Genomic DNA, 23652 nt, shown 5'->3' with positions numbered 1-23652 from the left:
GTTAATTTATCAGTGATTCAACCCTTTATTGCTCGTTTTCATTGAAACTCAAGCGTGATCATGGCTCAATACGAATGGATCACGCTTTGGCCATGGAACGCAATTGTTAGACTCTCTCAAAACTTATCACGACCGACGTTACCTCAGTATTTTTCTATTTGGCATTACCAGTGGTTTTCCATGGATTATGATTGGTTCAGTGCTATCTGCTTGGTTAAAAGATGAAGGCCTATCTCGGTCAGCCATTGGCTTGTTTGGTGCTATCTTTGCGGTCTATTCATTCAATTTTCTTTGGTCTCCTTTAATTGACCGCGTAAAACCTCGCTTTCTTGGCCAGCGTCGAGGCTGGATTTTCATCATGCAAGGTGGCATAGCCCTGTGTTGTGCGTTGATGACACAGTTATCGGCCAATAGTCACTTATTTTATTTGGCATTGGTGGGTTTGCTCATCGCCATTTTTTCTTCTACTCAAGACATTGCGATAGATGGTTATCGAATTGATGTTATTGAAGAAAATGACAATGACGGTTTATCTGCTGCCTCTTCCGTTGCCACCGCAGGATGGTGGACGGGTTATGGTGGACTTGGGGCCATCCCGTTTTTTATTGCAGACAACAGCAGCTGGTATTGGCCTGATATTTACGGTTTACTCGCCCTTTTTATGCTTGTGCTTATGGTCACTACTGTGTTTGCTAAAGAGCCAGACATAGATCGGGACCTATTGCGTAGCCAAGCAACGGGGAACCCAGCACACAGCAATACAGGCGCAACGCCTTCTAAAATAGCGCTTTGGTTTAAACAAACCTTAGTGGCCCCCTTTTCTGAGTTTTTCTCACGCAATGGCGTAAAACTCGCTTTGTCGTTTTTACTGTTTATATTCTTGTTTAAAATTGGGGAAGCTTTCTTAGGAAGAATGAGTATCGTTTTTTACAAAGAAATTGGTTTTTCAAATAGCGATATCGGCACTTACTCAAAGCTGCTCAACTGGTGGGTAACCATTATCTTTTCTCTGATAGGTGGGTTGGTCAATATTCGCTATGGTATTTACAAGGGCCTAATGACTGCCGGCATTGCTATGGCGGCTTCCAACCTTATGTTCTCGCTTATTGCCACTACCGGGCCTGATGTTACCCTTCTGGCCGCTGCGGTCATTATCGACGGCTTTACGGCTGCTTGGAGCACCGTGGCCATGGTCGCTTTTATTTCCCTGTTGTGTAATCGCGCTTTCAGTGCCACCCAATACGCCCTTATGGCATCGCTAAGTGTAGCGGGAAGAACCTTAGTAGCATCCAGTAGTGGTTTCGTGGTTGATTTCCTTGACGGTAATTGGAGCCAGTTCTTTGTTATTACAGCACTTATGGTTATTCCCAGCTTGCTGTTCTTACACAATATTCGACATAAGATCACTCATTTAGAAAAATCTAAAACTTCTGAGTAATAAGGTTGCAATAACTCATTTCCCATCTAAAGTTAAACTACTGTGCATATAAGCAATAATGAGGAATGAGTTCGTAAAAGGATGGCCTAAATTAGCCATACGATAAGCTTTCACTTGGCTTCAATGTAGCCGATTAAAACGTAGTAGTAGTGGGTTTGGCGAAAGCCCTATGGCTAAGTGGAAAGCTAGTAACGTCTAAGAGAAAATCAAGAAAAGACCAATAGTAGGCGTAGTAGCATGGAGTCGCTATGAGCAAGAATGAAGTACCGTTTAACGAAGCAACGCATTGGAATTTATACATCGCTACAGGGTTTGCCGTAGTTATATTGTGTTTTTTCGCCTACCTATACCACTTTTTACACACCCACTATACGTTGTCGCAATCGCTAAGTGCGAGCAACTCACTGCATCATGCACTCATTGAAATAGAAAACCATATTGAGACACTTACTAAGCCACAACCTTCAGATGAAATAGCCACTATTCAGAGGGAATTAATGCCCCTTGTCGTTGAAGCAAAGTATCACTTTCAACATGCTTTTTTAATTGACGATGCGCATTTCGATGACTTTAATACCCAAGCACTCAGTTTAGATGCCTATATCAGCGAACAACAAATGAGCACTTCACTTTCACTTCCCGAGCAGGTGAAAGTCACTTTTTATTTGCTCCGTACTATTGTTGGTTTACCCCCTAGTGAAGTAGCGGGTTATCTATCCCCCCCGCTTCAGCTTTCGCCACTCATTAGAGATATTCGGCTTCAAGAACAAATCACCTTGAATCGGTTGAGTCACAGTGCTCAGAACCTCAAGGTAAGCTTGTTCGTGATTACCGCCTTGTTAGCACTTTCTCTTATGGCGCTGTGGCTATTTGTTTTCTCAAAAATCAACCAAAATAGAACTCGCCTACTTAAGAAAGAAGCGCATATCTCTTCGAAATATCGAGAATCTGAAGCCTTACTTGAGAATGAAAAGCGCGACTTCCTAAACTTAATGAGCCACGAGTTTAGAGGACCAATTAGTGCCATCATTACTGCACTAGAACTTATTCCTAACATGAAACAGCAGCAAGGAAAGCTTATTCAACAAGCTGAGCAATCATGCTATCGGCTATTGAATTTAACCAACAACTTGCTGGATATCTTGTCGATTGGCAGCGAACAAGATAAACACATCGGTCGTGTTGACCTCATCAGCTTGCTCGACGAATGCATTGCCCCTTACTCCGTTCAGGTTAGAGGGAAAAAAGTCGAATTCACAATGCATTGCAACCATAGCGTACCGCACTTTATTGAAGGGGATGCCACAAACTTATCTAAAGTCATCCGCAACACGTTAGACAATGCCGTTAAGTTTACACCCAATGGCATTATCCACGTAGATGTCACAACTTTGGTGAAAAACAAAAAAATATTTTTAGTCATAAAAGTTAAAGACTCAGGACTAGGTATTGCAGATGACATAAAACCTAAAATTTTTGAACGCTTTTTCCGTGGCGAACAGCCGCTAGATCATCGGTTTCCCGGTGCTGGCATTGGGCTCACCGTGGTACAAAAAAGCATTAATCAACTCGGTGGCAGCCTTTCCTTTACTAGCCAAGAAGGCATTGGCACTGAGTTTGTTGCCACTATTCCCATTACGCCTTTACCTGATATCGAAACATCCAAAACGAACACTAGCAATGCGCGCTTCGCTATCGTTGATGATTTAGAAATTTCTCGACTGCATATTCAAAACATTATTACGGGCGAAGGATTTTCCGCGCGTTGTTTTGCTTCAGGTTCAGACCTACTAAGTCTGCATGATGAGTTACTTCAATACACCGCCATTTTCGCTGACCTTTACATGCCGGGTATCGATGGCTTAGAGCTTACTCGAACACTTCATGCTATTTACGGAAAGCGTACGCCACCTATTGTGGTGTTGTCGGCGACACCAGATATTGCCAATGTTATTGCAAACAGTAAGCTTGAAATATGGCAATCTTTTGTTAAGCCAGTTGATAAAAACCGTATTGTAGATACGCTTCATCACTTAGCACATCCGAATAAATCCGCCTATCAATCGGTGAGTCATGCCAAGATACTGGTGGTAGAAGATGAGCCTATCAATGCACAGATGCTTGAAAATATGCTGATATGCATGGGTCACTCACCTAAGACAGTAACCAATGGTAATGACGCCATCATGCTAGCGAGTGAAGAGTCCTACGACTCTATTTTGTTAGATATTAATTTACCTGATATAAGCGGTTTAGAAGTGGCAAAAATTATTAAAGAGAAGAAGCCGAACATTCCTATAATTGCTATTACGGCTAACGCACATAAAGACGATAGAAAGGCCTCTGAGCTTGCAGGTATTCGCTACCACTTGGTCAAGCCTGTAACCTTTCAAGAATTGAAAAATACGCTTGGATTGACGCTGCTAAAGTTATAGAGCGTAGACGCAGAGTTGGTGTGTAATAAGCGCACCACCAACTCTGTTTTATACTACCGAAAACGACGATGTAAATAGCAGCGTTACGCTCCGGCCAGCGCGCTAATACAGTATTTGTTTCGACCACTTTCTTTAGCTTCGTAAAGCGCCTGATCGGCTTTCTCAAGCCAAGCCATAGAGCTTTTACTGTGAGGGTCGAATTCAGCTAAGCCTAAACTCACTGTAAAGGTAATTTCTTCACCATCATGCTCTACCACCAAACGCTCGGCCAAACGACGAATACGCTCAGCGACTATGACGGCTTTTTCAACGGAGGAATCGGTGAGAATAACGGCAAATTCTTCGCCGCCATAACGGCCAGCTAAATCGGTTTCTCGGACACAGCGCTTAATAAGGGCAGAAAGCATTTGAATAACTTTATCGCCAGCTTGGTGACCATAAGTATCGTTCACTTTTTTAAAGTGATCGATATCTAACATCATTGCGGTACTCGCCTTATCTTGGCGCTTCGCTAACTTATAAGATTGCTCAAAACGCTCCTGCCAGTATCGACGATTAAATAGCCCTGTTAAGCCATCAATTCGACTGGCTGTTTTCAGCTCTTCATTCAGCCTTTCCATACCAATTTTGCTGAGTGCTTGGTCTGTTACGTCATAAACTACGATACAGAACCTCTCAACCTCACCGGTTTCAGAAATTAAGGGAAACATGGTCACGTTCTGATACATGTAACTGGCTTGGCAAGTAATGGGCCTATTGCCGCCAAATTTAAATAAATATTGGCGCTGTTCCCAAATAATAAATACAGGGCTTTTTAAGTTGAAGACCGGACCTGATTTAAGCCTTAACCATTTTTCATCTATTTCTGAAAAATGGTTAAACAACGAGGTGCCTTTAATATCGTGCGGTGGAATGGAAGAGTGGTTTTCCATGAATTTATTCCACTCCTCTACATTGAAATCTCTATCTAACACGACAATACCTACTTCGATAGAGTCGAGCAGTTCAGCAGGCAAATTTCCGTTTTGGGTGAGTGAAATCATTATGAAGCTTCCTTGTCTACATCCACTAAACGACCATAAATATGGTTCATCGCTTCATCGGGAAACAGCAGTAACAAGTCGAATGCAATATCTCTGGCTTTAATAGCGTAACCAATCTCGATTGCCATGACTTTGCCCCACTTCTTAACATTGTCGTTTAGTAACGCAGCTAGCCCCTGATGACGACCGAGCAATACAGGAAGCGTATGGCTAAACGACACGTTTAATTGTTCAGACAGTCCATTTAGGCATGCGCCGATTAAAATGTTCGACACATCCATTAACGCTTCAAGTTCTAAGCTGCCAGTGGATTGGTGGGCATCGTATTTTAATAACTCAACAATGTTCTGCGAGTTAGTATCATTGAAGATAACCAGCGCTTCACCGCGAATTCCCGCACTGACAAAACCTTTCGATACTGCCGACACACAGTCATTGCGATTAATTTCGGCAATCGCCATCGACAGTTCGTTACTTTCTAGTAAATTGACATTGGGAATAGGCAGGTCGACAAACTCGCCCATAAGCTGCGCTAGGCTTTCACCTGCTCGCCCCATAGCGATGTTCACCATTTCACGGTAAGCATCTAGCTTGTCTTCCAGCGACGACGCATCGGTGTCTCTGGCAACGGCTTCTCGCTGTACTGCAGTCGAAACACCGCTATAAATGCCATAGGAGGATAAAATGTTGGTGAGTTTTTCGTTATCGATAGGTTTACGGATGAAATCAATGGCACCTAAGGCTAGCATTCGTTCTCGCGCTTGGGCTTGAACATCTCCTGATACTACGATAACTAAGCAAGGTAGGTCTTCTTTTCGAATGGCTTCCATGGTTTCATAGCCATCCATGACCGGCATATTCAAGTCAAGAAAGACTACATCGCCTTTACCAGCACGTATAACCTCAAGCGCTTCTTGTCCATTACCGGCAAATGAAATCTCAACCTCCCAACTATCTGGGATACTGCGTGCCATTTGGCGTCGTGCAAAGCCTGAATCATCACATATAAGAATAGGTGTAGACACAAAACCTCCTTATATTGCGACAGGTGCTTTGATGTGAGGGTGAGACTGATAGCCTTTAAGCGTAAAGTCCTCAAATGAAAAATCAAAAATGTCTTTCACGCTTTTGTTTAATTCCATAACGGGCGGCGCGAAAGGCTCTCGGCTTAACTGCAGGTCAACTTGCTCTAGATGATTACTGTATAAATGTGCATCACCTAAGGTCAGGATAAAATCACCTGGCTCAAGGTCACACACTTGGGCGATCATCATGGTAAGTAAGGCATAGCTAGCAATATTGAAAGGAATACCTAAGAAAATATCACCGCTGCGTTGATATAGCTGACAACTCAATTTGCCATCAAGTACATAGAATTGAAACATGGTATGACACGGTGGCAATGCTTGCTTACCCATACTCGCATTTTCACTTGGCGAATATTGCGTATCTGGCAAGACAGACGGATTCCATGCACTGACAATAAGACGGCGAGAATCTGGGTTGGTTTTAATTTGTTCAATCACATCAGCTATCTGATCGATAGTGGTGCCATCGCCATTGTCCCAACTGCGCCACTGCTTACCGTAAACAGGGCCTAGTTCACCCTCTTCTGTTGCCCAACCATCCCAAATGCTCACGCCATTCTCTTTCAAATAAGCGATATTACTTTCGCCTTTCAAGAACCATAGCAGTTCGTGAATAATAGATTTGAGGTGGCATTTTTTAGTGGTAACTAACGGAAAGCCTTGTTGTAAGTCAAACCGCATTTGATAGCCAAATACACTTAACGTGCCGGTTCCAGTGCGGTCTTCCTTTTTTACACCTGTATCACGTACATGGCGCATCAATGCGAGATATTCTTTCATCTTTCTTCTTATTTATTGTTTAGTTTGTTGCTGTTGGCGGGTGTAGGCGCGCACTATTAGCCCTATGCCTAATGCAATCATAGGTAAACATAATAGCTGCCCTTGGCTAAGCCCCATTTGGTATAAACCAATGTGAGCATCTGGCTCTCTAAAGTATTCCACGATAAAACGGAAACTCCCATAACCAAGTAAAAAGACACCACTTACCGCGCCAACCGGTCGAGGTTTGGCAGAATAAAGCCACAAAATAACAAACAATAATACGCCTTCCAAGGCAAATTCATATAACTGGGAAGGATGGCGAGGCACATTACCGGCGTTTGGGAAAATGATAGCCCAAGGCACATCAGTGGTACGGCCCCATAATTCAGCGTTAAGGAAGTTTCCGATGCGTCCTGCGCCTAAACCAATGGGAACTAGTGGTGCGACGAAATCGCCTAATTGCAAGAAGGTGGCTTTCATTCGCTTAGCTTGCCACATTAACGCCACTAATACGCCAACAAGCCCGCCATGGAACGACATACCACCGGCCCATATTTTAAACAGGTAGAGGGGGTTTTCTAGAAACATGCCAAACTGATAGAAGAACACATAGCCAATACGACCACCTAAAATCACACCAACAAAGCTCCAGAACAATAAGTCGCTAAGTTGATCTCGCGTCCATTCAGTGCGCGACAAACGCTTCTGCGCTAACAAATACGCGGCAATAAAACCAACGAGGTACATCATGCCGTACCAACGGACACTTAATGGCCCGAGGCTAAAAATAATAGGGTCTATACTGGGAAAAACCAAATAACTGCTTTCAGCCATACGCTTAATTAATTCCTACAAACATTTTGATACTTACCAACACTAACAAACACGCTAGCATTGCTTTTAAAACTCGAGTATTTACTCGCTGGCCCAGCTTAGCGCCGATACCTGCGGTAAATATTGATGTGGTGACAATACCTGCTGTGGCGGGCAAATATACGTAACCTAAACTCCACTGTGGCATACCTGCTTGCTGCCAGCCCGCAGCAACAAAACTAGCGGTGCCAAATACTGCGATTAGCAAGCCACTAAATGCCGCGCAGCCAATCGCCAATCTTATGTTAATTCTGAACCACACTAAAGCTGGTACTAACAAGGCGCCACCACCAATACCCATCAGTGCGCTAATTAAACCTGTGCCGCTACCCACGCAACTTAGCACCCATGGCGATGCTTCGCTGTCTGATGTTTTCTGCTTACCAAATATCATTTGTGCGGCAATAATAATAACCAAAACCGCAAAGATGTCTTTTAATAGCGCACCGGAAATATGACTGGCAATTTGCGCCCCTAAGATAGCACCTATTGCTATACCAAACCCAGTATAAAGCACCGTTGGTTTATGGATATTACCTAAGCGATAGTGTGCGAACGCAGACGACATGCCCGTAAAAATGATGGTAGAAAGTGAGGTAGCTATGGCCACCGGCATCACGGTCTCAACGGTCATACCAGCAAAGTGAATCAGTAAGTAGGAGAGTACAGGAACGATGATAAGACCACCACCTATACCTAACATTCCTGCTAATAACCCGACGACCACGCCAAGGACTAAGCAGCTCACAAAAATGATGGTTAACGGTTCCATACAAAATCCTTTATCACACAGCAGAAACTAGCATTTACACTGCTAGCGCCATGCCTATTTTACGCACCTGCCCGTATTAACCCACCTAAGCCTTTTGTTTCTAAATATTCGTTTAAATGTCCGAATACTTGTTCATGGCTTTGCGACGTTAACGCGAGAGAAAGAAGCTGTTTGCTTTCCGCCAGCGAAACCTTACGAATAAGCCAATTAATTTTTCGAATATTGAACGCATTCATACTTAAACGACGATACCCCATGCCCATTAATAAAATAGCACCTGCCGGTTCACCGGCAATCTCGCCGCAAATGGTAACAGGGATTTGGTTCTCGTTTGATTGCTGCACAATGTCGTAGAGTGCAGCCAATACCGCAGGATGGTAGCTGTTGTACAGCCCCGCCACACGAGTGTTGTTTCTATCTACCGCCAACAAGTATTGCGTTAAGTCGTTACTGCCCACCGAGAAGAAATCTACGTGTTTCGCAAGCTGCGGCAGTTGATACAATACCGAGGGTACTTCTAACATGATACCTAACTTAGGCCGCTGAAGTACTTCACCCGACTCACAAACCTCGTCACATATCTCAAAGTAGGCTTGGTTAACTAAGCGCTTGGCTTCTTGCACTTCTGCCACCGTGGATATCATTGGTAACATAATGCGTAGGTTTTTAAGCCCAATACTGGCTCTTAGCATGGCCCGTACTTGTACCAAGAATATCTCGGGGTGATCGAGTGTTAACCGTATGCCCCGCCACCCTAAGAACGGGTTCTCTTCATTGATGGGGAAATAAGGAAGGGGTTTGTCTCCTCCCACATCAAGGGTACGCATGGTAATCGGTAAATCGGGTGCCGACTCTAAGATTTGGCGATAAAGCTCAACTTGCTCTTGCTCAGAAGGAAAACGCTCCCGTAGCATAAAGGGAATTTCAGTACGGTACAGACCAATACCCGAGCCAATATGCCCAGCATTAAGCTCGGCTTCAGCAGACAAACCCGCATTGATGTATAGCGACATGCGACAGCCATCTACGCTTTCACAAGGCTGCCCGGCTTCGGCGTCTATGCGCTCGGTTATTGCCGACTCTTCTTCAATAAGCTGAATAAATTCAGTTTTGATGTTCCGCTCTGGGGAAACAATTACCTCACCTGCATAACCATCGAGTAAAAGCTCTTTACCCTCAAGCAGTGCAGGAGACACATTCTGACACCCCATCACCGCAGGCACACCCATTGCCCTTGCTAAAATAGCGGCATGAGAGTTGTTTGACCCCCGTATAGAGATAATGCCTTTGAGCTTTTCTCTTGGAAACTCAGCCAGCATGGTTGCCGATACTTCATCGGCCACCAAAATACTATCTTCGGTGGCGAGTTTTTCTACCAGCTTTTGCCCTTGGCCTTCGGTAAGAATATTCGCCAAAATACGATCGGAAAGGTCGACGATATCGATGGCACGCTCTTGCATGTAAGGGTCGTCCATCGCGCGAAAACGTGCGGCGTAATTTTCGACCACCATTTTAAGTGACGACGCAGCATCCCAACCTTGCCTGATTTTCTCTTCTACCTCGCGGCCTAAGCTATTGGCATCAAGTAAATGGTGATAAAGCTGAAATATGGATTTAACGTCATCAGGAATATCGTCATCTAAACTTTTCGATAATCCATCCACGTGTTGGCGCGTGACTTCCACGCCTTTGCGGTAGGTTTGGATTTCGTCGTTTGGATTTTTACTGCGTTTAACAACCCAGTTTTTTAAATTAAGTGACTTATCTGGTGAGAAGCCTTTACCAATTGCTAAGCCGGGCGAACCCGCAATACCAGAGACATTTTTTTGCAGTGCAATACTGTTTACATTGGCGGTATTGTTTAGTGCGCCGCGCATGTCAGCATTGGTAATTTCAAGCGCTAGCTGGGCAGCGAGGGTGACTAAGAATGCTTCTTCGTCTTCACTGAAACGGCGCATTTCACTTTGCTGTAGGGTAATGACGCCTAACACTTTACGCTGGTGAATAATGGGCGTACCCAAAAATGCGTTGTAATTTTCTTCTTTAACTTCAGGGTAGTGTTTGAATCGAGGATGATGCTGGGCGTTAACAATGTTAAGCGGTTCTTCACGCTGACCGACTAAGCCAATTAAGCCTTCAGAAAAGCCTATATGAACTTGCTCTACTGCATCAGGGTGCAGACCGTCGGTAGCCTTTAGAATAAAGGTTTGTTTCTCGTAATCGGCAAGATAAATAGAGCATGAGTCTACATCCAGCGTTTGTTTAACGCGAGATGCCAGACGAAACAAGGCAGTATCTAGCGCAGGAATTTGATTCATTTCCTGCACGATACGTTTAAGCGTGGTTAACATTGCGCCTTTGTGACCCTGAGTGTCCAATCGCTACTCCCTATACTTTGCTCGTTCGCCTAGCCTCGTCTACGCTTTTTACCGCGCTTTTGCGACGACGTATTATGGCGCTGTTGTGGACGCTGTTGAGCAGCCATTACAACAGGGGAAAACTCCTTCATAACCCGACGGTAGACGTCTCGCTTGAACGACACGACATTTCTAATTGGATACCAATAGCTCACCCAACGCCAATCATCAAATTCTGGGTGCCCTGTTTTCAATACATTCACGTCCCGCTCATTACAGTCAAGCTGCAGCAGGAACCACTTTTGTTTTTGGCCTATACAGACCGGATTACTTCCCTGACGAATTAATCGCTTAGGAAGCTTATATCTAAGCCAGTTACGTGTAACACTTAAAATGGTGACATCTTTCGGCGTCAGTCCCACTTCTTCGTGCAGCTCGCGGTACATAGCTTGTTCGGCAGATTCCCCTTCATCAATTCCGCCTTGAGGGAACTGCCATGAATGTTGACCATAACGCCTTGCCCAAAATATTTGACCCATTTTGTTGCAAATCACTATGCCCACATTCGCACGGAATCCATCGGCATCTATCACATAGACTCCCGGGCACACTATACTTTTATATCTCTGCATTCTTCCATAATATATACACCATTCAAAGCATTAATCGAAATTCATGCTTTCCTTATAGAAAATTACTGAGCTGAACTATGCGTCCACCCGAGTCTCCACCTGAAAATTCAACCACGTTATTAGCGCGCTGTGACGCCATTGCGGGCTTAACCTTGGGAGAATTAGCAGCCATGGCTGAGGTTGCCATACCAGAAAACTTACAGCGTCATAAAGGTTGGCCAGGCATGTTAATTGAACGTTGGCTAGGGGCCAGTGCCGGCTCTAAACCTCAGCAAGACTTCCCAGAGCTGGGTATTGAACTTAAAACTATTCCCATCGATGCCAATTTTATGCCTCTTGAAACCACCTATGTTTGCTACGCCCCCTTATTGATGCAGCCAGGGTTAACGTGGGAAACAAGCAGTGTACGCAATAAAATTCAACAAGTGCTGTGGTTACCTATTGAGGGAGACAGGCGCATACCATTGGCGCAGCGCAGAGTCGCCAGTGCGTTTTATTGGCAGCCGAGTGCACTAGAAGATGCGATGTTAAAACAAGACTGGGAAGAGCTTACAGAGCAAATACTGACGGGGCATGTAGAATCAATCACTTCACGTCAAGGGGAGGCGTTGCACCTTCGCCCTAAGGCTGCTAGCGGCAAAGTATTAACTGATGCTTTAGGTCCGCAAGGCGAGCGAATTAAAACTCGCCCTCGTGGGTTCTACTTGCGTAAAACCTTTACCCAGCAGGTGCTTTATAATGCGTTTAGCTAGCATGGCTTTGTAGATTAAATAAACAAAGCCTACTGAACTAGTGTGGTTCTTGGCTATTGCGCAGGTATTTCACTAACACATCGCCTAAAAACTTTTCAGAATTAAGACCTAAGCGTTTCGCCACTTTTGCTATTTTGGCATCACTTCGCAGCAGTACATTTTTGGCGTAGTCCAGCCGGTACTGGTACACAAAACCGCGAAAGTTTTTCTTAAGCTCTAAGTGCAAGGCAATCGCCAAGGTGGTGGGATCGACTCCTGCCTCATCGCTAAAGTCTTTCAATGTTAGCCCCAGCTTCTTGTAGTTTTTACCATCAATCATGGTGCGCTTAGCTTGACCAATGACCGCTCGCACTTCGGCTGGCTTTACTGCACCTTCATCCAGCCGCTCGTAATCTAAAGGCGACGGTGACGTTACCCTAGGAAAAGTAAGGCTGAATAGCACCACGAGCAGAGAAACGCCAAGGGCCGTATGATGTAGGCTTTCCCAAAAAGGCACTGCAAAAAAGCCAAAGGTGGCAGCAGTCACCAGCAAAATACTGGCAAACGCCACAACAACCGTATTTGCCATGACGCTGGCAAGTCTTGGTACGCGAAACTCTTGAACGTCAACCGCCTGTTCGGGTAAATGCCTATGATACATTTGAATGTGTTCAATGATGAGAATACCAATGAGCAACACGCAGAACCCTGTAGTTAACGAAGCTAAGTAAGCTGGCCATAACATTAATGGCTCGCCACTTGGGGAGGCTTCTAACCACAATAGCTTGTCTTCAGTGGGAATAAGCAAAATAGTTAGTTGCAGCACGGCCATTACCCAAAAAGGCACCCACAATCGAGAACGTTTAGACGGATAAGCCAAAAGCATGGGCTTTACCATTCTATAGCTACAGCTCATTAATAGCACCGCAAAGACGTCTGATAGCCCATACAGTGGCGCCAGTTGGGTTAACTGCCACAACCGCATCCATTCATCTAGCATGAAAATGGGCCAGCTCAGAATAGCCGCAGCTAGCCAGGGGCTCTGAAATATACGGTGGCGATAATACACAAATCTTATTACCACAATAAAATAGAAGAACAGCGCCGCATAAAGGGCGTAGTCATACACCATATCTGCTTTCACCTTACTACATCCTTGTTCACGATTTACCTAGTGTCATTACCAGTAAATATCTCGTTCTAACGCCACAGCGCGGGTTCGCTCCATGACTTTCACGAGCACGGTCAGCTTACTGCTTGTCCACTTACTAAGTTCATCTTGTGTCTCTAATTCGGAGTCTTGTACCGCTTGGCGAAGCATAAGTAACGCATTAAGCTCCTCTATGCCGGTTAACAAATCTAACCAAGGTGCTCTGAAGTTACCCCGCTCTTCTAAAAACAAATCCCCAAGTAAAAAACCGCTCCACAAGGTTTGTCGAAGCACAACTTCTACCAACGTATAGTTGGCGGGGCCCATGGTTTTATTGGCTGGCATACTTTGCTGCACCGTTTGCCACCCCTGAGATAACCACCCTTTGGCATGATCTAATACCAGCAAATCGTACCCTGTAGCTTCTCTACGCCATGGTTTTGCGTTAATTAAGTCGATAGCTTTCAGCTTAATATCGGTAGCCATGCTGTCGAAAAATAAACTGGCTGGGTCATGTGCATGCAGCAGCCCTGCTTTACGTCCCTGCAAATAACTGACAATAGCCGGGTGTTTGCTTAAGGTTTTGTGGAACAGGCTCTTTTTAGACAATAAATACCGTAAGCTTTGCAAGTCATCTTGCCAGGCCCATTGCTGTGCGTAAGCAATAAGCTTTTTATGCAACGCAAGCATTTCTGGGCACTGTAAAACAGGTAAATACAAAGACACACTTTGTAACAGCAAGCGCACGCTCTTGGCCACTTCAGCTAAGGTTTTAATAGAGCCACTTTCAATAAATACATGCTCATGGTGCTGCCAATGGGCTAAAGCCAATTGAAGTGCGCTTGAAAAGGCTTCTTCGGTAGACGATTTTGGATTTAGCGGCAAAAAGTCTGGCAAGGGTTTTACTTTGGCGTTAAAGCCATGCAGTAGCTGATACCCTTGCGCCGCTTTAGACACGTCGCTTAGCCTGACATCCATACAACTATTTATGTGCGTTGCCAATATAAAGAGGCTGTCTAGGTCTCCACTTTGCAATTCTAGCTCAATTTCATTAATGGGCGAGCTGGCTTTATCGGTAGCCGCCTCACCGCAATCAAGCACTACCTCTACGCGACTCTTCTCTACCTCTACAATATAAGCATGGCGAGTAAAGTGGGTACTAAATTGCTTTTCCAATTTGCTGTTCATGCTGGGAATATTCCAGCTAGAAGGCCACACTGAAGTATCAAACAGGGTTAAGTCGGGTTCAGGTGCATCAAGGTCAATGTTGTATTCTGCACGTTGATGTAACCCACCACTGACTTTCCCATTGGTTTTTAAGGTTTGCTCGTAGCTGCCATTATTGCCGCGCACACGAAAACCCATCTTACTTTCTTGAAAATCGTGATTTACCGTATCGTAGTAATCGTTTTCAAGCCGAAGTTCGGTGTGGGAAATGAGGGTAATATTATTTTTTTCAAAAAGAGGGAGTACGCGGTCTTTAAAAGCTTGATGCGCACCATCTTGAGTAACAAATTTTAGTTCAATTTCAGACATATTTGCGCAGTGGCACACGTGATAATGATGCAACCTTACCTGTGTCCAAACTAATTCGCAATGACACTGTTAACTGGTTGCGATGAAATTAACCAGTAGACAAAAGTGGAACAAACTTGCCTTTATCGCGGTCAACCAATACCATCTCCATGTTTTAGACGAGTATTTGGACTACCTATGATTCGAAAGTGGTTAGCAGTTGCCCTTTTTGCATGCTCTTGCCAAGCGCTGGCTCTTCAAGAGAGCGATACGCTAGAAGCGTCGTCGTCGCACTATATTCGCGATGATTTATTTATCTTTTTACACACGGGCCCAGGCCGAAACTACCGTATTCTAGGGTCTGTAGAGGCAGGCACACCGATTACTGTGCTAGACCGTGATGCTGATGCAGAGTTCACACAAGTGACCGATGATGAAGGTCGTAAGGGGTGGATTGAATCAAAGTATGTGACTACAGAGATGTCACAAGCTGAAAAACTACCTATGCTAAGTGAGCAGTTAGCACAAAGCCAAACCAGCTTACAAACTACCCAACGTGAGAATGCAAACCTGCGCCAGCAGCTTAATGATGCGCGCCAGCAAATTACGCAACTCACAACGGATACTGAACAACAAAGCAACGATATTAAACGCTTAAGTGCTCAAGTAGAAAGCGCTGATAAAGATGAACTGGTCACCTGGTTCACCCGTGGCGGTATTGTTGCCGGCGCAGGTATTTTATTAGGCGTACTTCTGACTTATATGCCGAAAAAGCGTAATCGCAGTAAAGAATGGATGTAATTACCTGTACTGCTCTATCGACAAGGCAAAATTGTCGAGGTTAAACAAAATAAGCGGCATGTTAGCCGCTTATTTTAAATCCAGCCTGTTAAGTGACATTCACAATTACACTCACAACTACACATCGGTATTTTCAGGTTCATTGAGAGTTAGCGTGACGTGATAACCATTTACGACCACACCTGCTTGGCACTGCCATCCCAACCGTTCTGTTAATTTAGTAATTAGCTTAAGTCCCAACCCGTAACCAGTATCTTCAACGTTTGATAGTGGAGAAGCCTCTGCGTCATTCTGGTTCTCGATGGTTAAGGTAGTGTCACATAATGTAATAGACACTACGCCGCTGTCGGTATGTTGGAAGGCATTTCGGATAACATTACCAATAATTATTCTACTAGCAGTATCTGGCAGGTACATTGTTGTACTTGGCACATTCACATCGACGGTTACGGTTTTTCCTTTTAGTAAGTATGCTAAGTCATCACAAAGCTGCTCAACCGTGGTGGCAATATCCACGGGATGATAAGGCAAAGGTTGACTGTCTTCGCGCGCTAACCACAATAAGGTTTCAGTTAAATCGGTCATTGTTTTAGAGGCATTATCAATCCGCATTAAGGCATTTTCCCCTTTACTGCCTATTGTATGCGCTTGATTTTCTAACTGCTCTTTTTCCAAAACACGCTGTAGCAATTCCGTACTGCTTCGAATAACAGCAATGGGAGTACGTAACTCATGACTCGCGTGATTAACAAAAGTACGCTCTCGCTCAAGGGTTTGTTTCACGCTTTGCAGGCTGTTGTGTATCAGTGACGCAAGCGCATTGAGCTCTTTGTAACGAAACCTTGGGATAGGCGCATCAAGTTGCTTTTCATCTAGCGCCGCCGCCCAATCCTGAAGCATTTCTACGGGCTTAGTCACGCTTCGCATGATAAGCAACAATACAATTGCAAACACAACCAGTGCACTTATTCCAATAATGATACTCACCAACTCATGGCTTAACCACACCGGCCGACGGCCACGCCCTTTTGGCTCACCAAACACCTGAGAAATGTACCTTACCTCGCCGCTTTCAAGCGGTACCATCACTAAAAATCGTGCTGCGTACGGGCGCGTGAAAAACCAATCACGCTTTAAATCTTTAGCTAAAACAAAAGGAATAAGCTCGTCTTGCCTAAATGACGCGAGGATTTCTTCTGGTTGTTGGTCAAATTCGGCACTGATGTAGAAGTTCAAAACACGTTGAGGTAACTCACCTGTTAACTCGGTATTGCTTGCCACGCTTACCATAGTGCCGCGCAACATGCCGTCCATACCTTGAAAAAAGCGCTCAGCTGAAAACATTGAAAACAACGTGATCAGCACACTTCCTACGGCAAGCAAGGTCCACAACACATAGCGACGTAAACTCAGGTGTAAGCCTTTAACCATATCAAACGTCCTCGGCGAGGTAAAAACCACTGTTTGGTTTACTTAGCACCGAAAGTGAGGCATTCACCTGTTCTAGACTTTTTCGTAAATGATGCATGTGCACTTTGAGCACATTGCTTTCGGGTGCTCCATCTTTCCAAGCTGCTTCAATAAGCCGTTCTCGGCTAACCACTTCCCCTTTAGCTAACAACAGTTTTTTAAGCAGTGCATAGGTAATGGGGCTAAGTTTAATAAGGTTGCCACTTGTATGGGCTTCTTGCGTATTCATGTTGAGTGTCACATTACCCATAGCGATTTGATTTACCTGCCCAGAACGGCGCCCCGATAATGCGGTTATCCGCGCCACTAATTCAGCCATCGCAAAGGGTTTAATCAAATAATCGTCGGCCCCTTTTTGAAACCCCGTGAGTTTGTCTTCAAGCTGATCTCGCGCGGTGAGCATAATAACAGGGGTATCGTTGCCGTCGTTTCGCAAACGCTCACAAACGCTGAAACCGTCGAGTCGAGGCAAGTTGATATCAAGCACTAGCACATCGTATTGATGCTGATTAATAAACTGCAATGCCGCCACGCCATTGCTGGCATGGTCGCATTGCATATCCTCTAGTTCCAAGTAGTCAAGAACGTTACCAGCCAAGCCAATATCATCTTCCACTAACAACACCCGAATCATTCCGTCCACCTTTTCTACCCTGCCACTTGTACAGCAGCGTCTTTGGTTTTTTTACCTAGCTGCGCTACATCTTCGTAAATTAACAGCAATGCAGGAATTAATACTAATGTAATAGCCGTGGCAAACAAAATACCATACCCCAAGGACGCAGCGGCAGGTATTAAGAATTGTGCCTGCATGGAGGTTTCACCCAATATGGGGTACAAACCTAAAAAGGTAGTAATGGAAGTAAGCAATACGGCACGAAGACGACTTGAACAGGCTTCAATAACCGCCTCTTGCACACGCATACCCGCTTCTTTCAATGCGTTATAGCGAGACACCAACAACAGGCTGTCGTTAACTACTACCCCGCTCAACGCCAATATTCCGTTAAGAGAGAGTATGCTAAGCATTAGCCCGTTGCTCCAATGTCCTAATACCGCACCTACAATGCCAAACGGAATAGCGGTCATAATAATAAGCGGCTGAACGTAAGATTTAAGCGGAATGGCGAGCAAGGCGTAAATAGAAATTAACGCTAATATAAATACGCTCTCCATTGAGCTTTGGGTTTCTTCTTGCTGCTCGGCTTCCCCCGCAAAATGCAGTGACAAGTCTTGATACTGACGAGATATAGTAGGCACGAAACTTTCGTTTAAGTAGTTCACCAGTTCAGTGGCGGTTATTACGTCACTGTCTACTGAGGCGCTAACAGTAAGCGCACGAAGCCCGTCAATACGCACCACCTGCTTTTGCTGAACATCAGGTGTCATAGTGGCGATAACACTTAATGGCACTACCGTACCGTTATCTAAACGTACTCGCGTATTCATCACATCAGACGGGTCCATTCTGTCTTCTTCAGGGTAACGTACGCGCACTTTCACTTCGTTTTTATTGCGCAAGTAACGCTGCACTATTTCGCCCCCAAACGCTTTTAACAGCTGTTGCGATAAGCTTTGGGTGTCCATGCCCATAGCACGACCTTCAGGCGTTAACTCAAAGCGCATCATGGCTTCACCGGGCGTTAAAGAACTTTCCACACCAAATACGCCATCTATGTTTTCCAATGCGTCTTGAAAGGCGGTGTTAGCCGCTGTTAAGGTGGCGTCGTCTATACTTTTTAGCTCTACTCTGAAGGCATCAACCATTTCACGTCGCGCTTGAATCTTAAGCTTTTTCACCGCCTCTAAGTTGCCACTTAGTGCTGTCCAGCGTGCGGCTAGTTCATCCAAGGTATAAGGCTTATCTTCAGACAGCGAAATGGTAATTGTGCCACTTTGATCGCCACTAGCTGTCACTTGCAGGCTCTTCATGCCACTCGCACTCACACCCTTTTCTTCTACCAGCTGCTTGTCGGCTTCAAGTGCAGCGTTTTCTAAGCGTAATAAGTTACGTTCGGTTTGACCAAAGCTGGCATCACTGTAAAGCGACATATTGGCCGACACGGTATCGCCTTGCATACTTGGGAAAAACCCTACCCGTACTACGCCGGTCAACGGCAAACTCATAACTACAATAAACAAGGTAATGAACAACAGCACCGCCGCATAGCGATAAGCAATCGTGGCACTTAATGCTGGTTGATAGAGCTTTTCGTTAAACCAATTTAGCCCATTGTCGGCACCGTCTTGCACTTTACCCCACAAACCAGCAATGCCTTTTTTCGTAGTTTTCTTGGTGGGTAGATGCGCCAAATGAGAAGGCAGTATTAATTTAGATTCCACTACCGACAATAAAAGGCAAAGGGTAACAATGGTACCGAACTGAGAATACAAGGTGCCAAGGCCGCCAGATACGTTCGACAAGGCAAAGAAAGTGGCCACCGTAGTAAGCACACCAAAAATAGTAGGGACGGCGACTTTTCGGGTACCTTCTATGGTATTTGCTAAAGTATCGCCGTAACGTCGCCTAGTGGAATAAACACTTTCGCCCACCACTACTGCATCGTCCACCACAATACCCAGCGCCATAATAAAGCCGAACGTGGTCATTTCGTTAAGTGTCATGCCGGTATAAGAATCGGTCATGAAATATAAAGTGCCGAAGAAAATAAACGGTAAACCAGCAGCAACCCAAAAGGCGACCCGTAAGTTTAGAAAAACCGCGAGGGTAATAAATACCAGCACAATCCCCATTAAAGCATTACTGGTAAGTAAGTCTAAACGCTCGGTAATAAGCGTACTTCTGTCATACCAAGTTTCTAGCTGCACGCCTTCGGGCAATAAGCCGCGCTCGTGCCAGCTATCTACCACCGCATGGGCTTGCGCCACCATGTCGGTTACATCGCCGTATTTATCCATAAGTACTTGCAGACCATACCCATTTTGGCCGTTATATCGTGCTAATGAGTAGCTATCGTCTGCAAACGTGTCGTTAATTTCTGCAACATCACCTACCATCAACACCGTACCATCGGCGCTTGTCACGAGGGGAATTTTGGCAAAATCGCCCGCGTAGTAAGCTTGTTCAGACGCTTTTAAGCGAATCACTTTTTCTTGGTTTCGCAAGCTTGTGGTGAGTGCCGTAGAAGACTCTTCGTTTATACGCGAGGCTACATCTGACAACGTTAATCCGTAGGCTTGTAGCTTAGCCTCATCAATTTCTATCGACATCATAGGGTCGATAAAGCTGCCCGCGTTCACATCGCGAATATCATCTTGTGCCAATAAGTCACGCTCTAACTGCTCACCTAAATACTGCAATTCAGCATGACTGGCATCGCCGTAAAGCTGCACCCAGATAACATGTTCATCGCGGGTAGCTTTGTCGATAATGGCGTTTTCAGCATCAGAAGGTAAGTTTGAAATACTATCAACTTCGGTTTTAATGTCGTTAAACAGTGTGTCTAAATCGTAGTCGGTTTCTTTTTCTACCTGAACGCTGGCGCCGTTGGAGTTGGAAGTAGACGTAATGCGTTTAATACCCGGTACGGCTTCTAATGCGTTTTCTATTTTAATCGCGATGCCTTCTTCGGCTTGTTCGGCATCACCACTTTCATAGGTCATAGATATAGTAACAAACCTAGGCTCCATACTAGGAAAGGCTTCCTTTCTAATATCGCCGTAGGACACCATGCCTAGCACGATAAGACCAACCATTAGAAGGTTGGAGGCCACCGAATTTTGCGCAAACCACGCAATAATGCCCTTGTGACTATTCATTGCCATTGCCCTCAACTACAGGCTTCACCAGAGTGTTTACAAGATAGTTATTAAGCGGGCGCGCTACAATAAGCGCTTGGTTAGCACCCGCCATAGGCGTGATATAAGCAAAACCTTCGTACTCAAAAAGCACGGTAGGGGTAAACTTGTTGAGCAAGTTAGTGTCGGGCGCGACAAACCATACTTCTTGTTTTTGCGATATGGCCGAGGACGGCACTTTCCATACATTATCAAGGTCACGGCCTTCAATTTCAGCCACTAGAAACGTACCGAAATACAAAGGGCTCGCTAACGATAATGGCCTTTCCACAACGGCAACAGCTCTGCGCTGACGGGTATCTTCGTCTTGGTGTAACTCTATACGCTCAATACTTGCCAGCCACTGATGTTCGCCAGTGGTATCGGTTAGTTGTACTTTCCAATCTGGCTTTTCACCTACCTGTGCTTGGGGCAACTGTGCCCATTGGCTAGGCGAGAGTGGGATAGAAATTTCTGCCACATCAGCGGAATACAAACCGGCCACTTCGGTGCCCACTTGTACATAACTTCCAGGCTGAATGCTGCGGCTAACCACTAAGGCATTAAATGGGGCGCTGATGTTAGCAAAAGCTAAATCGCGCTTTGCCGCCGCGACATTCTGCTCGGCTTCTCGCAATGCTGCTTGCGCTGATTTAAGTTGAGGTGCGCGAAGCACTAAGGCCGACTCTGGCTCACCGGTCAACCCTGAGCGTGTCCATTCGTCTTGTGCTTGCAACCCTTGAAGGCGTTCTTCTTCAAGAGCGACGAAAGCAGTTTCATAAGTTGCTTCGGCAGCGGCTAGTGCTTGGCGATAATCAGTATTATCTACATACGCCATCACCTCACCTTTATTTAACAAAGCGCCGGTTTCAAAGCGTGGCGACAATTCAGTAATTTGCCCACTCACTTGCGCTGATAACGTAAGCATGTGAGTAGCACTGGCTTGCCCGTACCCTTTTACTTTTGCATTGTAGGTAGTTGGGTAAACCTCTACCACGCCCACTTCGGCAACATCTGCTGAGCTACTGCCAGCCGTTTGATTATTGGCTGCACTTTTCGCCCCGTTTTGATTTTGGCTTTGATCAGGCTTTTGACCTGACTTTTGACTAGACATATCGCGATGCGGGCGCTCACCAGGCTGACGGCCTTCACCTTGTTCATCTGTCGGCGCAAGCACGGTTTGTTCTACACCACGTTGTGCTTCTACTTGAGTAATCGCTTTTTCAGCATTCGCATTTCTAGGCGCACTAATCTCTTGATTTCCTTTACCTGCCCGGCCTTCTTTTCCTCCTTTGGGGCCAGGGCCCATACCCGGACCTCCTGAGCCACCTAATTGGCTCATGGTATAAAGAATGGCAATAACAATAGTCATTGCGGCACCAAGGGTTACGATAATTTTTTTCTTGTTCATTGTGACACTCCAAGGCCTAGCGCAAGGCCCAAGTCGATACGATTACTTAACTGAGAATATTGAAGCTCGACGCGCTGCGCCTGCAAATTAAAGGTGGTGTCGTAAACTGACAGTAAATCTAAAATGTCTACCAAGCCTTGACGGTATTGCCCCGAAAAAGTTTCGGCGCTATTTAATGCATTACGGTAAGCAATGTCGGTGTAATACTGACGCTGAGTAAACGCTTTTTCGTTATCTAACGCGTTTTGCACTTCTTGTACTGCGTTAAGTAATGTTTCCCGATATTGCCACCAACTGTTTAACGTATTTAACTTGGCATCATCGATTTGCGCGCGAAGAGCGCCGCCTTGAAACAAGGGGGCGGTTACCTGCCCAAGAAGATTCCACAGAGGGTTAGAAAACAGCGATTGAGAAGGTGTGACACCGTTGTCAGTTAGTCCCGCCGACAGATTGATACTAGGTAGGAGTGCTTTGTATGCGACTTTCACATTGGCTTCATCGGCTTTAATAGCATAGTAAGCCGCTTGTAAATCGGGGCGTCTAGCTAGGTCTTGCTCTGGCAAGGCAAGCATTGGTTCAAGCACTTCTGGAAATTTCGTTACTGCGGGAAAGTCAGATAAAGATTGGTCTTGGCGACCTAGCAACACCGCTAGCGTTCGCTTGGCAGCACTAATCGTATTTTCATACAATGCGATAGAGGCTCGGGTATTTGCGCTACTGGTTTTCGCGTTGTCTAAATCATCAAGAGATCCAAGCCCAGTACGGTAGCGCTTAAGGATAATACTTTCACTATTTTCGTAAACGCCCAACCGTTCCTGCTCAATAGCAAGCAATTGTTTCTGCGTGATAATGTCTAAGTAATTACGGATAACACTGGCAACAAGTGCATCGCGAGAAGATTGATACGCTGAGCGGGCGCTAGCAGCATCAAAACTAGCGGCAGTTACACTGTCGCTAATTTTTTGCCATAGATCCACTTCCCAGCTAACGGTTAAGCCGCTAGTGTAATTTGCATCACTATTTTCCGTTTTAGCGCCTGAAAAGCTGGCATCTACATTAAGGTTATCTGCCGCATCAGCCGACTTAATCGCCACCTGCGCTTTCCTCAACGTAATAAGCGTTTGCTGCAAGCTTGCATTGTTTTCAAGCGCTTCATCAATATAGGCTTGCAGCCCTTCTACCGACACTAAGTCGGTTAATGCAGTGGCCGCAACAGCATCTTCTGATTGCACTTGCCACGTAACACTTTCTCCTGTCATTGCAGATGCCGACTCGCTAAGCGAAGCCTCGTCATGACTGGCACACGCGGTTAACCCCGTCAGTACAAGTGCCACAAATGGCATAAATGAAATTTTACCTAACCCGATCATTGTAAT

At 45.3% G+C, this 23652-nt stretch carries 18 protein-coding genes; 4 read left to right on the top strand and 14 right to left on the bottom strand.

Annotated elements, in window-relative coordinates; all coding sequences use genetic code 11:
• Positions 1–103: 103 nt before the first annotated feature.
• Both C7Y69_RS14405 and C7Y69_RS14400 read left to right on the top strand, forming a co-directional pair.
• The gene (locus C7Y69_RS14405) at positions 104–1438 is read left to right on the top strand and encodes an AmpG family muropeptide MFS transporter (RefSeq protein WP_126873172.1); all 1335 of its coding nucleotides are present in this window, start codon (positions 104–106) and stop codon (positions 1436–1438) included.
• 248 nt (positions 1439–1686) lie between these two features.
• Positions 1687–3873 carry a response regulator gene (locus C7Y69_RS14400; RefSeq protein WP_126873171.1) on the top strand — a complete coding sequence of 729 codons (2187 nt, stop codon included), beginning with the start codon at positions 1687–1689 and terminating at the stop codon, positions 3871–3873.
• A gap of 83 nt (positions 3874–3956) precedes the next feature.
• On the opposite strand, the gene C7Y69_RS14395 is transcribed toward C7Y69_RS14400, so the two are convergent.
• From C7Y69_RS14395 to rppH, 7 genes are read right to left on the bottom strand one after another with little or no spacing between them, the layout of a single operon-like run.
• On the bottom strand, positions 3957–4916 hold the full coding sequence (locus tag C7Y69_RS14395) for a sensor domain-containing diguanylate cyclase (RefSeq protein WP_013785510.1): 960 nt from the start codon (positions 4914–4916) through the stop codon (positions 3957–3959).
• Entirely contained in the window at positions 4916–5941 is a 1026-nt protein-coding gene (locus C7Y69_RS14390) for a response regulator (protein ID WP_126873170.1), read from the bottom strand. Before C7Y69_RS14390 ends, C7Y69_RS14395 begins: the two co-directional genes overlap by 1 nt.
• A 9-nt stretch (positions 5942–5950) precedes the next feature.
• Positions 5951–6784, bottom strand: coding sequence for a thymidylate synthase (locus tag C7Y69_RS14385; RefSeq protein ID WP_126873169.1), 834 nt, complete (start codon positions 6782–6784; stop codon positions 5951–5953).
• Between the two features lie 12 nt (positions 6785–6796).
• Entirely contained in the window at positions 6797–7600 is an 804-nt protein-coding gene (gene lgt / locus C7Y69_RS14380; RefSeq protein ID WP_013785513.1) for a prolipoprotein diacylglyceryl transferase, read from the bottom strand.
• A gap of 4 nt (positions 7601–7604) precedes the next feature.
• Positions 7605–8411 (bottom strand): sulfite exporter TauE/SafE family protein, encoded by an 807-nt coding sequence (locus C7Y69_RS14375; RefSeq protein ID WP_057794086.1) that lies wholly within the window; start codon positions 8409–8411, stop codon positions 7605–7607.
• 59 nt (positions 8412–8470) lie between these two features.
• Positions 8471–10762 carry a phosphoenolpyruvate--protein phosphotransferase gene (ptsP, locus tag C7Y69_RS14370; protein WP_041452591.1) on the bottom strand — a complete coding sequence of 764 codons (2292 nt, stop codon included), beginning with the start codon at positions 10760–10762 and terminating at the stop codon, positions 8471–8473.
• A 56-nt stretch (positions 10763–10818) separates the two neighbouring features.
• The gene (gene rppH / locus C7Y69_RS14365) at positions 10819–11361 is read right to left on the bottom strand and encodes an RNA pyrophosphohydrolase (protein WP_041453052.1); all 543 of its coding nucleotides are present in this window, start codon (positions 11359–11361) and stop codon (positions 10819–10821) included.
• 116 nt (positions 11362–11477) lie between these two features.
• Between rppH and mutH the strand changes: the two genes are divergently transcribed.
• Positions 11478–12152 carry a DNA mismatch repair endonuclease MutH gene (gene mutH / locus C7Y69_RS14360; protein ID WP_126873168.1) on the top strand — a complete coding sequence of 225 codons (675 nt, stop codon included), beginning with the start codon at positions 11478–11480 and terminating at the stop codon, positions 12150–12152.
• A 37-nt stretch (positions 12153–12189) separates the two neighbouring features.
• Here mutH and C7Y69_RS14355 read toward each other — a convergent pair whose 3' ends face one another.
• Both C7Y69_RS14355 and C7Y69_RS14350 read right to left on the bottom strand, forming a co-directional pair.
• A complete protein-coding gene (locus tag C7Y69_RS14355; protein ID WP_013785518.1) occupies positions 12190–13275 on the bottom strand; it encodes a helix-turn-helix domain-containing protein in 1086 nt (361 codons plus the stop codon).
• Positions 13276–13311: 36 nt separating this feature from the next.
• The gene (locus tag C7Y69_RS14350; protein WP_126873167.1) at positions 13312–14817 is read right to left on the bottom strand and encodes an inorganic triphosphatase; all 1506 of its coding nucleotides are present in this window, start codon (positions 14815–14817) and stop codon (positions 13312–13314) included.
• 177 nt (positions 14818–14994) lie between these two features.
• Here C7Y69_RS14350 and C7Y69_RS14345 point away from each other — a divergent pair, with 177 nt between their 5' ends.
• On the top strand, positions 14995–15597 hold the full coding sequence (locus C7Y69_RS14345) for a TIGR04211 family SH3 domain-containing protein (protein WP_126873166.1): 603 nt from the start codon (positions 14995–14997) through the stop codon (positions 15595–15597).
• 117 nt (positions 15598–15714) lie between these two features.
• On the opposite strand, the gene C7Y69_RS14340 is transcribed toward C7Y69_RS14345, so the two are convergent.
• From C7Y69_RS14340 to C7Y69_RS14320, 5 genes are read right to left on the bottom strand one after another with little or no spacing between them, the layout of a single operon-like run.
• Complete coding sequence (locus tag C7Y69_RS14340) at positions 15715–17028, bottom strand: sensor histidine kinase (RefSeq protein WP_126873165.1); 1314 nt, start codon at positions 17026–17028, stop codon at positions 15715–15717.
• Position 17029: 1 nt separating this feature from the next.
• Positions 17030–17701, bottom strand: coding sequence for a response regulator transcription factor (locus C7Y69_RS14335; protein ID WP_126873164.1), 672 nt, complete (start codon positions 17699–17701; stop codon positions 17030–17032).
• A gap of 14 nt (positions 17702–17715) precedes the next feature.
• Positions 17716–20847 carry an efflux RND transporter permease subunit gene (locus C7Y69_RS14330; RefSeq protein ID WP_126873163.1) on the bottom strand — a complete coding sequence of 1044 codons (3132 nt, stop codon included), beginning with the start codon at positions 20845–20847 and terminating at the stop codon, positions 17716–17718.
• Positions 20840–22276 (bottom strand): efflux RND transporter periplasmic adaptor subunit, encoded by a 1437-nt coding sequence (locus C7Y69_RS14325; protein WP_126873162.1) that lies wholly within the window; start codon positions 22274–22276, stop codon positions 20840–20842. The genes C7Y69_RS14330 and C7Y69_RS14325 overlap by 8 nt, the downstream gene beginning before the upstream one ends.
• A complete protein-coding gene (locus C7Y69_RS14320) occupies positions 22273–23619 on the bottom strand; it encodes a TolC family protein (protein WP_244360423.1) in 1347 nt (448 codons plus the stop codon). Before C7Y69_RS14320 ends, C7Y69_RS14325 begins: the two co-directional genes overlap by 4 nt.
• Positions 23620–23652: the final 33 nt, after the last annotated feature.

It is taken from the genome of Alteromonas sp. KS69, assembly GCF_003989595.1.
GTDB classification, from domain to species: domain Bacteria; phylum Pseudomonadota; class Gammaproteobacteria; order Enterobacterales; family Alteromonadaceae; genus Alteromonas; species Alteromonas naphthalenivorans.
The sequence above is the reverse complement of the archived record's forward strand: the minus strand, read 5'-3'. Positions and strand labels throughout refer to the sequence as shown.

Excerpts from the sequence above, each read along its gene's own strand:
- C7Y69_RS14400 (WP_126873171.1), top strand. The coding sequence starts at position 1,687 with ATGAGCAAGAATGAAGTACCGTTTAACGAAGCAACGCATTGGAATTTA.
- C7Y69_RS14395 (WP_013785510.1), bottom strand. The coding sequence starts at position 4,916 with ATGATTTCACTCACCCAAAACGGAAATTTGCCTGCTGAACTGCTCGAC.
- C7Y69_RS14385 (WP_126873169.1), bottom strand. The coding sequence starts at position 6,784 with ATGAAAGAATATCTCGCATTGATGCGCCATGTACGTGATACAGGTGTA.
- lgt (WP_013785513.1), bottom strand. The coding sequence starts at position 7,600 with ATGGCTGAAAGCAGTTATTTGGTTTTTCCCAGTATAGACCCTATTATT.
- C7Y69_RS14375 (WP_057794086.1), bottom strand. The coding sequence starts at position 8,411 with ATGGAACCGTTAACCATCATTTTTGTGAGCTGCTTAGTCCTTGGCGTG.
- ptsP (WP_041452591.1), bottom strand. The coding sequence starts at position 10,762 with ATGTTAACCACGCTTAAACGTATCGTGCAGGAAATGAATCAAATTCCT.
- mutH (WP_126873168.1), top strand. The coding sequence starts at position 11,478 with ATGCGTCCACCCGAGTCTCCACCTGAAAATTCAACCACGTTATTAGCG.
- C7Y69_RS14350 (WP_126873167.1), bottom strand. The coding sequence starts at position 14,817 with ATGTCTGAAATTGAACTAAAATTTGTTACTCAAGATGGTGCGCATCAA.
- C7Y69_RS14345 (WP_126873166.1), top strand. The coding sequence starts at position 14,995 with ATGATTCGAAAGTGGTTAGCAGTTGCCCTTTTTGCATGCTCTTGCCAA.
- C7Y69_RS14340 (WP_126873165.1), bottom strand. The coding sequence starts at position 17,028 with ATGGTTAAAGGCTTACACCTGAGTTTACGTCGCTATGTGTTGTGGACC.
- C7Y69_RS14335 (WP_126873164.1), bottom strand. The coding sequence starts at position 17,701 with ATGATTCGGGTGTTGTTAGTGGAAGATGATATTGGCTTGGCTGGTAAC.
- C7Y69_RS14330 (WP_126873163.1), bottom strand. The coding sequence starts at position 20,847 with ATGAATAGTCACAAGGGCATTATTGCGTGGTTTGCGCAAAATTCGGTG.
- C7Y69_RS14325 (WP_126873162.1), bottom strand. The coding sequence starts at position 22,276 with ATGAACAAGAAAAAAATTATCGTAACCCTTGGTGCCGCAATGACTATT.
- C7Y69_RS14320 (WP_244360423.1), bottom strand. The coding sequence starts at position 23,619 with ATGCCATTTGTGGCACTTGTACTGACGGGGTTAACCGCGTGTGCCAGT.